Source organism: Nocardia sp. JMUB6875, from assembly GCF_041154655.1.
In the GTDB taxonomy this organism is placed as follows: domain Bacteria; phylum Actinomycetota; class Actinomycetes; order Mycobacteriales; family Mycobacteriaceae; genus Nocardia.
In genome coordinates, this window is sequence record NZ_BAAFGR010000202.1 from 1 (window position 1) to 12,146 (window position 12,146).

The window sequence follows — 12,146 nt, forward strand, 5'->3', positions numbered from 1 at the left end:
GATGTGAGCAATGGGGAGCCGGATGTTGTTGCGCAGCAGCAGGTTCGGCAGGTCGCGGTGGGGGTGGATATCGGGGCGGAGGTATGGGTGTTCTCGCCGCCCGCCAGCGGGTTCACCTGCTACTGGGGATATGTGCCCTATCCGGGGCACGACGCGCAGGGCAAGCCGTATCAGCCGTGGCCGGATACGGTTCGACTGGTGGGGCCCGGCGGGTGGACCGAGCGCCTGGATACCGGCGCGGTGATCCAGACGAACTGCTACATGCGGGCCCAGCGGTAGTCAGTCCAGCAGTACCGGGAGTTCACGCAGGGCGTGAATGAGGGTGCTCGGATGCCAGGCCAGGGTCTCGGCTTCCGCGGACAGCCGTAGCTTCGGGAACCGGGATAGCAAGGCGGAAAACGCGATTCGAGCCTCCAGGCGGGCCAGGGGAGCGCCGACGCAGAAATGGATGCCGTGGCCGAAGGCCAGGTGGCCGGTGGTGTCGCGGTCGAGCTCGAGGTCGTCGGGGGAGAGGTAGCGGTCCGGGTCGCGATTGGCGGCGACCAGGGCGATGAAGACGAATTCGCCCTGGGGGATGTCCACGCCCGCGATGGTGATCGGTTCGGAGGTGTGCCGGATGGTGCTCATGTTCACCGGGCCGTCGAAGCGCAGGAACTCCTCGACCGCACCGGGAATCAGCTCCGGATCGTCACGCAGGGCTTGGAATTGCGCCGGGTTGCGGAGCAGGGCCAGGGTGCCGTTGGCGATCAGATTGACGGTGGTGTCGTGCCCGGCGACCAGCAGCAGGAACGCCATGCCGACGAGTTCGGCCTCGGTGAGCGTGTCACCGTCCTCGGCGGGAACGGCCAGGGCGGACAGCAGATCGGCGGCGGGCGCGGCGATCTTCTCCCGGACCAGCCGGGTCAGATAGCCGGCCATGGCCCGAGTGGCATGCTCGCGTTCGTCCTCCACACCCGCCACCGCGACCAGCGCCTTGGTCCAGTGCTGGAAATCCGCGCGGTCCTCGATCGGCACCCCGAGCAGCTCGCAGATCACCGTGATCGGCAGCGGCTCGGCGAAATCGTGCAGCAGATCCGCTTCGGCTCGACCGTCCATGGCGTCGACCAGTTCTGCGGCGATCTCCTCGATGCGCGGGGCCAGCGCGGCCACCCGGCGCGGGGTGAAGGCGCGGGTCACCAGCTTGCGCAGCCGGGTGTGGTCGGGCGGATCGGTGTTGAGCATATTGGTGAGCAGCGCCAGATCCTCCGGGGCCGCTTCGGGCACACCGCGTTTGCGGCTGATCAGTCGGTTGGTGGTGACCGCGTTCTTGGCCAGGCGGGGGTCGTTCAGCGCGGCGCGGCCCGCGGCGTAGTCGAGAATGACCCAGCGAATCAGCCCGTCGGGGAACCGAACCTGGCGCACCGGCCCGTTCTCACGCCAACGGCGATAGTGCGAATGCGGATCGGCGAAGAATTCCGGCCCGATGGACTCGATCCGATCCGGGGCTTCGATGTCTGCCATAACGCGACACTATCCGATGGAATCGACTGTGGCGAAGACGAATCCATCACTGGACTGCCCATCTCCACCTTCCCTGGCATGTAAAAAATTCTGTACATCGAGTCGGGTTTGCTTTACGTTGCATTCATGCCCTACGAGGAGAAGCGAACCTGGATACTGGGTGCCGCGGCCGTGGTCTCCTACGCGATCTATCTGATCGTCGTGCTGGCCCGGGCGCGGCACTCGGCATTGGTGGACGTGGCCTACGTCGTGCCGCTGCTCTGGGCGGTCGGCGCGTCCATCGCGGTCTCGATCCTGGCGAGCATCACCGTCGCGATCGTCTCCCGCGACTGCGACCGCCGCGATCAACGCGATCGTGAAATCGATTCGCGCGGAACGCAGGTCGGCAACGCGTTCATCGCGCTCGGTGCGATCGCGGCGCTGGTGCTGGCCATGGCCGATGGGGATCGGTTCTGGATCGCGAACGTCATCTACCTGGGTTTCACCCTCGCGGCCGTGGTCGGCGGGGCCACCAAGCTCGCCGCCTACCGGCGGGGGATGCCGCCGTGGTGAAGCCGACGCGGGTCACCAACAACATTCGCGCGCTGCGCTTTTCCCACGGCGAGATGACGCAGGCCGAGCTGGCCGACCGGCTCGGGGTGACCCGGCAGACCGTCAATGCCATCGAACAGGGCAAGTACTCGCCATCATTGGAGGTGGCGTTCCAGATCGCCCGGGTGTTCCGTGCACCGCTGGACGAGATCTTCGAGTATCCGGAAGAAGACGAGCCATGAAGGCCATCACGCAAGACGCTTATGGCGGCACCGAAATGCTGTCCTACACTGACGTTCCCATGCCGGAGACCGGGCAGGACGGGGTGCTGGTGCGGGTCCGCGCCGCGGGCGTGGACCCGAGCGTTTGGCACATCATGACCGGTGAGCCGCGGATCGCGCGGTTGGCGCTGGGGCCGCGCCGGCCGCGGGAACGGGTGCGCGGGTGGGATGTCGCGGGGGTCGTGGAGGCGGTCGGTCCGCGGGTCACCGAATTCAAACCTGGGGATGAGGTTTTCGGCACGGTGCCCGGCTCGTTCGCCGAATTCGCGTGTGCCCCGGCGGTCAAGTTCCAGCACAAGCCGGTGCGGCTCGGCTTCGAACAGGCTGCGGCACTGCCGATCTCGGGGATGACCGCGCTGACCGGACTGCGCGACGCGGGCCGAATCGAGGCCGGGCAGAAAGTGTTGATCATCGGTGCGGCGGGCGGGGTCGGCCACCTGGCGGTGCAGCTGGCCAAGCACTTCGGGACCGAGGTGACCGGCGTGTGCTCGGGGAAGTCGGCGGAGTTCGTGAAGGAGCTCGGCGCCGACCACATCATCGACTACACCACCGAAACACTCACCGGCCGTTACGATCTCATCCTCGATATGGCGGGCATCCGGCCACTGCCGCAGCTGCGCTCGCTGCTGACCGGCACCGGGGCCCTGGTGCTCGTCGGCGGCGAGGGCGGCGGCCGGGTCTTCGGCGCGCTCGACCGCATGCTCCGCGCCACGCTGCTGTCGGCCTTCACCCGCCAACGCCTGCGCGCGCTGCTGGCGCTGCCCGCGCCCGAAACCCTGCACACCCTGGCCGAACTCGCGTCCGCGGGCGCGGTGGCGCCGTGCATCACCCGCACCTACCCGCTGCCCGAGGCCGCCGCCGCCATCGACGCCCTGGCCACCGGTCACTCCCGCGGCAAGGCCGTCATCCTCGTCGACTGACCCGGAACGCCCGAACCCCTCCAGCGCGGTCCGCGGTGGAGGGGTTCGTGAAAATCGTCCGCTACAGCGGGATAGGGCCCGAGGAGCCCGTGGTGAGCCAGGACCAGGTCGCATTGACGTGGGTCAGCAGCACATTGGCGATTTCCAGGACGGTAGAACCCATCGATAATTCCTCAAACTCGGGGTGACTAACGTTGCGCAGCGTATCGGACCCCATCCGGCAGCGAAACCGGCCGGCGCGACGGTGAATCGGCGAGGAAGGCAAGGATGTCGGCGGTGAGGCGCGCGCCGTGGGTGAGATACAGGGCGTGCGGGGCGTTCTCGTAGACGATCAGTTCGCTGTTCGGGAGAAGTTCGGCCTGGCGGCGGCCGCCGGATTCGAGGGAGATCGACGCGTCGGTGTCGCCGTGGATGATGAGGGTCGGCACGGTGACCGTGGGCAGTTCGGCGCTGAAATCGGTTTCGGCGATACTGCGACTGCACTCGATGGCGGCCTGGAGCGAGGTGCCCAGGATGGAGGCGAGTACCTGGTCGCGTGCGAACTGCGAGACCTCGCAACCCGGCAGGCCCGCACCGACATACGGGTCGGCATTGTCGGCCAGCCAGGTGTCGAGACCGTGCCGCCACGAATCGCGCAGCGCCTCGGCCGCTTCCGCCGGGACGCCCTCGGGATTGTCCGGCGCCGCGAGCTGGTAGGGCAGGGCGGCGGCGACCAGGACGAGCCGGTCGACGCGGGCGCTGCCGTAGCGGGTCAGGTAGCGGACGATCTCGCCGCCGCCCATGGAATGCCCGACCATGACGGCGTCGTGCAGGTTCAGATGATCGAGCAGATCGGCCAGATCATCGGCGAGGGTGTCGTAGTCGTACCCGAGCCCCGGATCATCCGAGCGACCGTGACCACGCCGGTCGAGAGCGATCGCGCGGAAGCCGTGCGCCGCCAGATCGGCCATCACGCCGCGTGGTTCGGTGCTGTCCATGGCCCACGCGGAGCAGAAGACGACCGGCCGTCCGGTGCCCCAGTCGCGGTAGAAGAGGGTGGTGCCGGTGCGGGTTTCGATGAAAGGCATTGCGGTGTCTCCCCATTCGGATCGTTCGGAACGAGGAGCAAGCTAGCGGCGCTCCACTGACATCTACTGTCAGTGGATTCCGGCAGAATTCCGGTATGCGTGCCAGCCGTCTGATGTCGATTCTGTTGCTGCTGCAAACGCGCGACCGCGTCACCGCCCAGGAGATCGCCGACCAGCTGGAAGTCTCGGTCCGCACCGTCTACCGGGATATGGAATCCCTCTCCGCCGCGGGCATTCCCGTCTACGGCGATGCGGGACACGACGGCGGCTACCGGCTGCTCGACGGATTCCGCGCCAAACTCGAGCTGCTCACCGCCGACGAGGCCGAATCCCTGTTCCTGTCCGGATTGCCCACCGCTGCCTCCGATCTGGGCCTCGGAGCCGTCGTCGCCGCCGCCAACCTCAAGGTCATGTCCGCCCTGCCCCCGGAACTGCGCGACCGGGCGGGCCGCATCGCCGCACGCTTCCACCTCGACGCTCCCGGCTGGTACAGCGAGACCGAACCCACGCCCTACCTCACCCCGGTGGCCAATGCCGTCTGGTACGAGCGCGCAGTGCGCTTCAACTACATTCGATGGGCCACACCGCATCTCGTCACCCGCACCACCGACCCGCTCGGTCTCGTCCTCAAATCGGGCAACTGGTATCTGGTCGGCCGCGCCGACGCGCAGCTCCGCACCTATCGGATCTCCCGAATCATGGAACTCGAGATCCTCGACGATCCCGTCACCCGCCCCGCCGACTTCGATCTGGCCGCCTACTGGTCCGGCTACCTCGAGTCCTTCGACCAACGCCGCCACCGGGATTCGGCCTCGATTCGCGTCGACAGCGCGACCTTCGAACGCCTCACCGAACTGCTCGAACCCGCCGCGGTGCAGGCCGCCCGGGACTCGGCCACCGCGCCCGACCCGACCGGCCACCGCGAGATCCGGCTCCCCATCGAATCTCTCGACCGTGCCGTGCCCGACCTCCTGCGGCTCGGCGCGGGCGCGGAGGTTCTCGGACCCGAGGAGCTCAGGGCGCGCCTCGCCACCGAAACCGCCGCCATGGCCCGCGTCTACCAATCCTGAAGAGGGCGCGAAGTCACCTGTCCGCGGAACCGAGTCCGAGATGCTCGGCCAGGACCGCCACCTGGTCGGCGAACTGCTCGAGGAACTCCGGCGAGCGCGGATCGACCCCGCAGGCGGCCTCGATGATCTGCGGCAAGGTGGTGGGAGCCATGGCCATGGCCATCAGCATGACCGTCAGGCAGCCCGGATCGAGCTCGGCCGGCAGCTTGCCCGAGCGCTGCAACTCGCGCAGCTGGGCGATGGTGCCCGCGAACTGATCCGTGGCCGAAGGGGTCTGGGTTCCGGCGTATTCGAGCCCGCCCCACGCGAGCAGGCGGACGCCGTCCGGATTGTGCAGCGCCTCGAGCGCGTAGCTGCGCAACTGCTCGGGCAGCGGAGTGTCCGCCGGTGCCACCTCACCCCGGCGCTGCTGCCACCACTGCTGCGAAATGGCCTGGTAAAGGCCCTCTTTCCCGTCGAAGTAATACGAGATCAGCTGTACGTTCACCCCGGCCCGGGCGGCGATCGCGCTGATTCTGGCACCGGCGTAGCCGTGCGCGCCGAACTCCTTCATCGCCGCGTCCAGGATCAGGGCGCGGGTGCGTTCGGGATCGCGCTGCCGCTCCTGCGGTTTGGGTGAGCGGCGAGGACTCGAAGCGGGCATGGACACGATCATACATCCGCCTGGCTTAATCAAATGAACATTTGATAATGTCAATAAGGCGATTGACAGAGCTGTTCGAGCGGCGCACCCTGGAGACCGCAGCTGCCGAGAGGTCGAACGGAATCGTCGAGGAGTATCGAAATGAACGACAGCACAAGGGTTCTCATCGTCGGCGGCGGAGTCGGCGGACTGACGCTGGCGCAAGCCCTGCATACCGCCGGGATCGAGGTCGTCGTCTACGAACAGGACCCCACGCCGCGGACCCGCAATCAGGGCTATCGCATCCACATCGATCCGGATGGCAATGCCGCCCTGGCCGAATGCCTCACCCCGGAGGTCTTCGACGAGGTGCGCCGCTCCAGCAGCATCAGCGGCGATATGGTCACCAGATTCACCACCGGACTCGAGCGGGTGTCCGCGTACGAATTTCCCGGCGTCCCCGCCGACATGATCACCGCAGTGGACCGCAATGCCTTCCGCCGCGGGCTGCTCACCGGCTTGGACGACGTCGTGCGGTTCGGGCGGACGGTCTCGGACTACCGGATCACCGACTCCGGCCGCGTGCGAGTCGAATTCGCCGAGGGCGGCACCGACGAAGGCGATCTGCTGGTCGGCGCCGACGGCGTCGGATCGGTCATCCGCCGAAACCTGCTACCGGATGCGGTCGTCGAGGACTTCGGCATCCGCTGCCTCTACGGCCGCATGCCCCTCACCGGCAGCCTCGACCCCGAGGAATTCGACCGCGGTCTGACCATGGTGGCCGAGGGTAGCACCTGCGTCGCCGCCTTCGGACCCGTCCGCTTCCGCACACCCCAGAAGGGGCAACCGGACTACCTGATGGTCGCTCTGTGCGCGACCCCCGAACGCCTCGGCATCGGCGACGACGTCCTGTTCCGCATGTCCGCGGAGGAACTGTGGAAACTCTCGTCCGACATCGTCGCCAACTGGCACCCCCGAATTCGCGACATCTATACCCACTCCGACATCGACAGCTTCTTCCCGATCACCTTCCGCATCAGCGCCCCGGTCGACGCCTGGGATCCCGGCTCGGTCACCCTCCTCGGCGACGCGGTACACCCCATGCCGCCCACCGCCGGTGCCGGAGCGAACACCGCCCTCGCCGACGCCGCCACCCTTGCCCGCGAAATCCTCGCCGCCACAAGGGGAGAGAAGCCGCTCACCACGGCCCTGAGCGACTACCAGTCCGTCCTGCTGCCCCGCGGCCACCGCGCCGTCGACAACTCCCGCCGCATGGCGGCGGAAATGTTCGCCGACTGACGCTGATTCCGATCACGGTGATCGAATGCGGTGTGCGGAAAGGTTCCGATCGGTAGTTTCCCGATCTTGTCTTTCCGTCCGACCCTGGAGATTCCACCGTGTCACGCTTGGCCTCGGTCCTCGCCGTCCCCGCGCTCGCCCTCGTCCTGCTGGCGACGGCGTGCTCCCAATCCGGCGGGGGCGCAACGGGACCGCAGGCCACCTCGTCGGTCGCGCAGGCGACCGGCCCGCGGCCCGCGCCGTTCGATCACGGCGCGGTGCCGGTGGCACTGGTGCGGCAGAGCGGTGCGGGCGACTACTTCGAGCAGTGGGGCCAGGGCGCGAAGGCGCAGGCCAAGGCGCTCGGCATCGATCTGTCCGTCTACGACGCGCAGGCCGACAATGCCAGGCAGGCAACCGATCTCTCCACCGCGATCAACTCCGGTGTGCGGGCGATCATCGTGGACCACGGCTTCCCGGCGACGCTCGAGCCGCTCATCGATCAAGCCGTCGGCAAGGGCATCACGGTGGTGACCTACGACGTGGACACCACCAACTCGAAAGTGGTGACCACGAGCCAGAACGACGCCGATATCGCCACCGCGGCCATCGGTGCGCTGGCCACGGCCATCGGCAAGAACGCACCCGTCGGCTACGTCAATGTCGCCGGATACGCGCCGCTGGATCGCCGGGATGCGGTGTGGCAGCGCGCACTCGGCGACAACGGCTGGACCCAGGCGTTCAAGGTCGGCAAGGTGACCGACTCCACCGCGACCGACACCGTACCGCTCGTCAGTGCCGCACTGACCCAGCACGGTGACGTGAAGGGGATCTTCGCGCCCTATGACGAGCTCGCCAAGGGAGCGACCTTGGCGGTGCAGAACAAGCGGCTCAGCGGCGTGAAGGTGGTCGGGGCCGATATCTCCAACGCGGATATCCAGGCCATCACCGCCGCCGACAGCCCGTGGGTGGCGACGGCCGGGACCGATCCGTCGGCGGTCGGCGCGGCCGTGGTGCGGACCGCCGCCCTGCAGCTGGCGGGACAGCTCGGCAAGCAGAGCGTGCAGTTCCCGGCCGTGGCCGTCACCCGGGACCTGCTGGTGTCCAAGCAGATTCAGAACCTCGATCAGTTGCGTGCGGCCGTGCCCGCGTTGGCGCTGGGACAGGTCAGCGCCGCGGACTGGATTCCCGTTGTCGCTCACTGACTCCGGGGAGCCCGCCGATATCCGCACGCCCGCACCCGTGGTCGCACTGCGGGATGTCGGGATGTCCTTCGGCGGGCGCGCCGTGCTGGACGGGGTATCGCTGGACCTTGCCGGAGGCCGGGTGGTCGCGCTGCTGGGCGCGAACGGAGCCGGGAAATCGACGCTGATCAAGGTGCTTTCGGGCATGTACCCGGCACACCGGGGCGAGATCCGGATCGATGGCGTCCCGGCGGGGCTGCATTCACCCGCCGAGGCGCGCGCCTTGGGCATCCGCACGGTGCATCAGCACATCGCCGACACTGTCGTTCCGGGCCTGTCGGTGGCGGAGAACCTCGTCTTCGAGGAGCTGGCTGCGGGTCGGGGCCCGGCCCTGTTGAAAGGCTCCCGAATCCTGGCTCGCGCCACGGAGATCCAGGACGTGCTCGACCTGGGCTGGGACGATCGCCTGCTGCGGCGCGATGTCGCCGAACTCGGCATCTCCGATCGGCAACTGCTGATCCTCGCCCGCGCCCTGGCCACCCGTCCCCGCCTGCTGATCCTCGACGAACCCACCTCGGCGCTGTCGGCCGCCGAAGCCCGACGATTGTTCGCCCTCGTCGAGCGGCTGCGCGACGCCGGGATCGCCATCCTCTACGTGTCCCACCGGATCGGCGAAATCGATGCGCTGGCAGACGATCTGGTGGTGCTGCGCGACGGGAAGCTGACCGAGCTCCAGCAACGGCCCTTCGACTGGGATGCCGCGCTGCGGGCCATGCTCGCGACCGCGCACTCGGCGGCCACCCGACGGCCCGCCGACGCCGGACCGCGCGACGGTGAACCGGTGCTGTCGCTGCGCGGCATACCGCTCCGACCCGGGCACCGCCCGCTGGACCTCGACCTGCGCGACGGTGAGGTGACCGGCATCGTCGGGTTGCTCGGCGCGGGTAAGACAGAAGTGGCGCGCGGCGTTTTCGGCGCGGACCGGTTCGCGGGCGGCGCGATGCTGTTGGACGGCAAGCCGTTCCGTCCCCGGCATCCGGCCGACGCGATCCGGCACGGGGTGCATCTGGTGCCCGAGGACCGGCACGCGGACGCCCTGGTGCCCGGATGGTCGATCGCGGAGCACATCAGCCTGCCGTTCCTGCGCTCGGTCTCGAATCGCTGGGGCTGGCTCGGCGCGCGCGAGGAGGCCGCGGCCGGTCGCCGCGGCATCGACGAACTCGGTGTCATCGCGCGTGATGAGCACAGCCGCATCGAGGAACTCTCCGGCGGCAATCAGCAGAAGGTGGTGGTCGGCCGCTGGCTCGCACGCCCGCCCCGGGTGCTGGTGCTCGACGAACCGTTCCGGGGCGTCGATCTGGGCGCGCGCCGGGATATCGGGCAGCGGGCGCGGGCGCTGACCGCCGCGGGTGGCGCGGTACTGCTGCTGTCCGCCGATGTGGACGAGGTGCTCGAGGTCGCCGATCGCGTCCTGGTGCTCGTCGACGGCGAAATCCGGCTCGATACCTACGAACCCGACTCCGATGCCATCGTGCGCGCCCTCGCCGCCGTATGAAGACCGGCCGAATTCCACTGTCCTACGGAAAGACTCCATGACGATCACCGAAGAAACGTCCGCGGCGACCATCGCGCCGCACGTGCGGCGCGCGGGCGACCTAGTCGTCAAATACGGATTCCTGGTCGTGACGGCCGGGCTGTTCGGCTACTTCAGCCTGAGTGAACCGGCCTTCCGCAGCGGTTCCACCCTGCTCGAGATCCTGCGCTACGTGTCCGTCGCCGCCATTCTCGGACTCGGCGTCACCCTGACCATGGCCGTCGGCGGCCTGGACATGTCGGTGGGCGCGGTCGCGGGCCTCGCGGTCTCGGTCGCGGCGCAGACCATGGTGGTGCACAACCAGATCGGCGTCATCGCGGTGCTGGCGGTGCTCGGTGTGGGCGCGCTCGCCGGTCTGGTGAACGCCGCGCTGGTGGTGCTGCTACGGGTGCCCGACATGCTCGCCACCCTGGGCACCATGTTCGCCATCTCCGGGCTGAAGCTGGTGATGGTTGACGGACAGTCGATTTCGCCCGGCATGACCCTGGCCGACGGATCGACCGCACCCGGCAAGTTCACCTCCGGATTCCTGTCCATCGACCGCGGCAGCGTGCTCGGCGTGCCGAACTCGGTGCTGATCTTCGCGGTGCTCACCATCGCGGCATGGGTGTTCCTGGCCCGGACCAGATGGGGCCGGGTGCTGTACGCGATCGGCGCCAACCGGGAGGCGGCGCGCCTGGCCGGGGTGCGGGTCGGGCGCTACCGCAGCCTGGCCTACGTCCTCTCGGCGCTGCTCGCCGCCACCGGCGGGCTCATTCTGGCCGCGCGCATCGGCCAGGGCGACGTCTCGGCGGGCAACTCGCAACTACTGGAGGCCGTGGCGGTCGCGCTGGTGGGCACCTCCGTACTGGGGCGGGGGCGGCCCAACGTGTGGGGGACCGCGCTGGGTTCGGTGCTGATCGGCATAGTGTCGTCCGGACTCACCATCGCCGGATTGCCCTACTACACACAGGACGTCGTCGAGGGTGTCGTGCTCATCCTCGCGCTGGTCTGCAGTTTCACGCTGTCCGAAGGGAGAAGGTCGTGACCGGGGACTATCGCATCCTCGAACCCGCCGATGTGCCGGAGTACCTGCGCGAGCGCGGCTACTGGGGGACCGGCGACGTGGATGTCCGGGAGGTATCCGACGGCAATCTGAACCGGGTGTTCATCGCCACCCGCCGCGACGACGGGCGCAGCGTCGCGGTGAAGCAGGCGCTGCCCTGGGTCCGGGTCGCCGGGCCCTCGTGGCCGATGAGCCCCGCCCGCGCGGACGCCGAAGCCCGTGCCTACCAACGGGTTCGGGCCGTCGCGCCGGAAGTCGTCCCGGTCCTGCACGACTACGATCCGGCGAACTACGCGCTGATCCTCGAAGACCTGTCGGATCTGCGCGTGCTGCGCGGCGTCCTGAACGAGGGCGGCGGTTACGGCGGCGTCTCCACCGCGGTCGGCGTCTTCGTCGCCCGATTGTCCTTCGCCACCAGCGATTTCGGACTGTCCTCCGGCGAACGCAAGGCACTGATCGCGGAATCGGTGAACCCCGACCTGTGCAAGATCACCGAGGATGTCTTCCTCGCCGAACCGTTCATCGAGCACGAGCACAACCACTGGCACGAGGGCGTGGCCGACCTGGCCGCGGAATTCCGTGCGGATTCGGCCCTGCGCACCGAAATCGCCGACCTCCGACACAATTTCATGACCAGCGCCCAAGCCCTCCTGCACGGCGACCTGCACACCGGCAGCATCATGACCGGCACCCGCGACGGCTCCGAAGTAGTCCGAATCTTCGACCCCGAATTCTCCTTCGTCGGCCCCATCGGCTTCGACCTCGGTTCCTACTGGGGCAACACCATCGCCGCCGAAGCCCGGGCCCGAGCCCTCGGCCACCCCACCGAATCCGGCGCAGAACTCACCCTGAGCTGGCAGGCCTTCACCACCGAATTCCGCCGCCTGTGGCCCACCCGCGTCGACACCTTCTTCGACGACGCGTATCTCACCCGCTTCCTCAACCGAGTCTGGACCGAAGCCCTCGGCTACGCCGGCGCCGAACTCATTCGCCGCACACTCGGTTTCGCCCACCTGTCCGACCTCACCCCCCTCCCCGACCCAACCCCCGCCAC

The 12,146-nt window shown here is 68.4% G+C and carries 13 protein-coding genes; 10 read left to right on the plus strand and 3 right to left on the minus strand.

Annotated elements, in window-relative coordinates:
- Window positions 1-279: hypothetical protein (locus tag ACAM49_RS34370; RefSeq protein ID WP_369639714.1), on the plus strand; the 279-nt coding region annotated here is incomplete at its 5' end.
- Here ACAM49_RS34370 and ACAM49_RS34375 read toward each other — a convergent pair.
- A complete protein-coding gene (locus ACAM49_RS34375; RefSeq protein WP_369639715.1) occupies window positions 280-1,500 on the minus strand; it encodes a cytochrome P450 in 1,221 nt (406 codons plus the stop codon).
- A 126-nt stretch (window positions 1,501-1,626) separates the two neighbouring features.
- Here ACAM49_RS34375 and ACAM49_RS34380 point away from each other — a divergent pair, with 126 nt between their 5' ends.
- The 3 genes from ACAM49_RS34380 to ACAM49_RS34390 are packed head-to-tail and all read left to right on the plus strand — an operon-like array spanning window position 1,627 to window position 3,232.
- A complete protein-coding gene (locus tag ACAM49_RS34380; protein ID WP_369639716.1) occupies window positions 1,627-2,052 on the plus strand; it encodes a hypothetical protein in 426 nt (141 codons plus the stop codon).
- Window positions 2,046-2,273, plus strand: a complete 228-nt coding sequence (locus tag ACAM49_RS34385; protein ID WP_040807872.1) for a helix-turn-helix transcriptional regulator — start codon at window positions 2,046-2,048, stop codon at window positions 2,271-2,273. Before ACAM49_RS34380 ends, ACAM49_RS34385 begins: the two co-directional genes overlap by 7 nt.
- Entirely contained in the window at window positions 2,270-3,232 is a 963-nt protein-coding gene (locus ACAM49_RS34390; RefSeq protein WP_369639717.1) for an NAD(P)-dependent alcohol dehydrogenase, read from the plus strand. Before ACAM49_RS34385 ends, ACAM49_RS34390 begins: the two co-directional genes overlap by 4 nt.
- A 188-nt stretch (window positions 3,233-3,420) precedes the next feature.
- On the opposite strand, the gene ACAM49_RS34395 is transcribed toward ACAM49_RS34390, so the two are convergent.
- Window positions 3,421-4,299, minus strand: coding sequence for an alpha/beta fold hydrolase (locus tag ACAM49_RS34395; protein WP_369639718.1), 879 nt, complete (start codon window positions 4,297-4,299; stop codon window positions 3,421-3,423).
- A gap of 95 nt (window positions 4,300-4,394) precedes the next feature.
- Here ACAM49_RS34395 and ACAM49_RS34400 point away from each other — a divergent pair, with 95 nt between their 5' ends.
- Window positions 4,395-5,369, plus strand: coding sequence for a helix-turn-helix transcriptional regulator (locus ACAM49_RS34400; protein WP_369639719.1), 975 nt, complete (start codon window positions 4,395-4,397; stop codon window positions 5,367-5,369).
- 13 nt (window positions 5,370-5,382) lie between these two features.
- On the opposite strand, the gene ACAM49_RS34405 is transcribed toward ACAM49_RS34400, so the two are convergent.
- The gene (locus ACAM49_RS34405; protein WP_369639720.1) at window positions 5,383-6,012 is read right to left on the minus strand and encodes a TetR/AcrR family transcriptional regulator; all 630 of its coding nucleotides are present in this window, start codon (window positions 6,010-6,012) and stop codon (window positions 5,383-5,385) included.
- 141 nt (window positions 6,013-6,153) lie between these two features.
- Here ACAM49_RS34405 and ACAM49_RS34410 point away from each other — a divergent pair, with 141 nt between their 5' ends.
- From ACAM49_RS34410 to mtnK, 5 genes are all read left to right on the plus strand, one after another.
- Entirely contained in the window at window positions 6,154-7,290 is a 1,137-nt protein-coding gene (locus tag ACAM49_RS34410; RefSeq protein WP_369639721.1) for an FAD-dependent oxidoreductase, read from the plus strand.
- A 98-nt stretch (window positions 7,291-7,388) separates the two neighbouring features.
- Window positions 7,389-8,474 (plus strand): substrate-binding domain-containing protein, encoded by a 1,086-nt coding sequence (locus tag ACAM49_RS34415; protein ID WP_369639722.1) that lies wholly within the window; start codon window positions 7,389-7,391, stop codon window positions 8,472-8,474.
- The gene (locus ACAM49_RS34420) at window positions 8,461-10,008 is read left to right on the plus strand and encodes a sugar ABC transporter ATP-binding protein (protein WP_369639723.1); all 1,548 of its coding nucleotides are present in this window, start codon (window positions 8,461-8,463) and stop codon (window positions 10,006-10,008) included. Before ACAM49_RS34415 ends, ACAM49_RS34420 begins: the two co-directional genes overlap by 14 nt.
- 37 nt (window positions 10,009-10,045) lie before the next feature.
- Complete coding sequence (locus ACAM49_RS34425; protein ID WP_369639724.1) at window positions 10,046-11,074, plus strand: ABC transporter permease; 1,029 nt, start codon at window positions 10,046-10,048, stop codon at window positions 11,072-11,074.
- Window positions 11,071-12,146 (plus strand): S-methyl-5-thioribose kinase (gene mtnK / locus ACAM49_RS34430; RefSeq protein WP_369639725.1); only part of this gene is annotated, 1,076 nt, incomplete at its 3' end. The genes ACAM49_RS34425 and mtnK, both read left to right, overlap by 4 nt.

Coding starts and splice junctions, on each gene's coding strand:
- ACAM49_RS34375 (WP_369639715.1), bottom strand. CDS start 1,500: ATGGCAGACATCGAAGCCCCGGATCGGATCGAGTCCATCGGGCCGGAA.
- ACAM49_RS34380 (WP_369639716.1), top strand. CDS start 1,627: ATGCCCTACGAGGAGAAGCGAACCTGGATACTGGGTGCCGCGGCCGTG.
- ACAM49_RS34390 (WP_369639717.1), top strand. CDS start 2,270: ATGAAGGCCATCACGCAAGACGCTTATGGCGGCACCGAAATGCTGTCC.
- ACAM49_RS34395 (WP_369639718.1), bottom strand. CDS start 4,299: ATGCCTTTCATCGAAACCCGCACCGGCACCACCCTCTTCTACCGCGAC.
- ACAM49_RS34400 (WP_369639719.1), top strand. CDS start 4,395: ATGCGTGCCAGCCGTCTGATGTCGATTCTGTTGCTGCTGCAAACGCGC.
- ACAM49_RS34405 (WP_369639720.1), bottom strand. CDS start 6,012: ATGCCCGCTTCGAGTCCTCGCCGCTCACCCAAACCGCAGGAGCGGCAG.
- ACAM49_RS34410 (WP_369639721.1), top strand. CDS start 6,154: ATGAACGACAGCACAAGGGTTCTCATCGTCGGCGGCGGAGTCGGCGGA.
- ACAM49_RS34425 (WP_369639724.1), top strand. CDS start 10,046: ATGACGATCACCGAAGAAACGTCCGCGGCGACCATCGCGCCGCACGTG.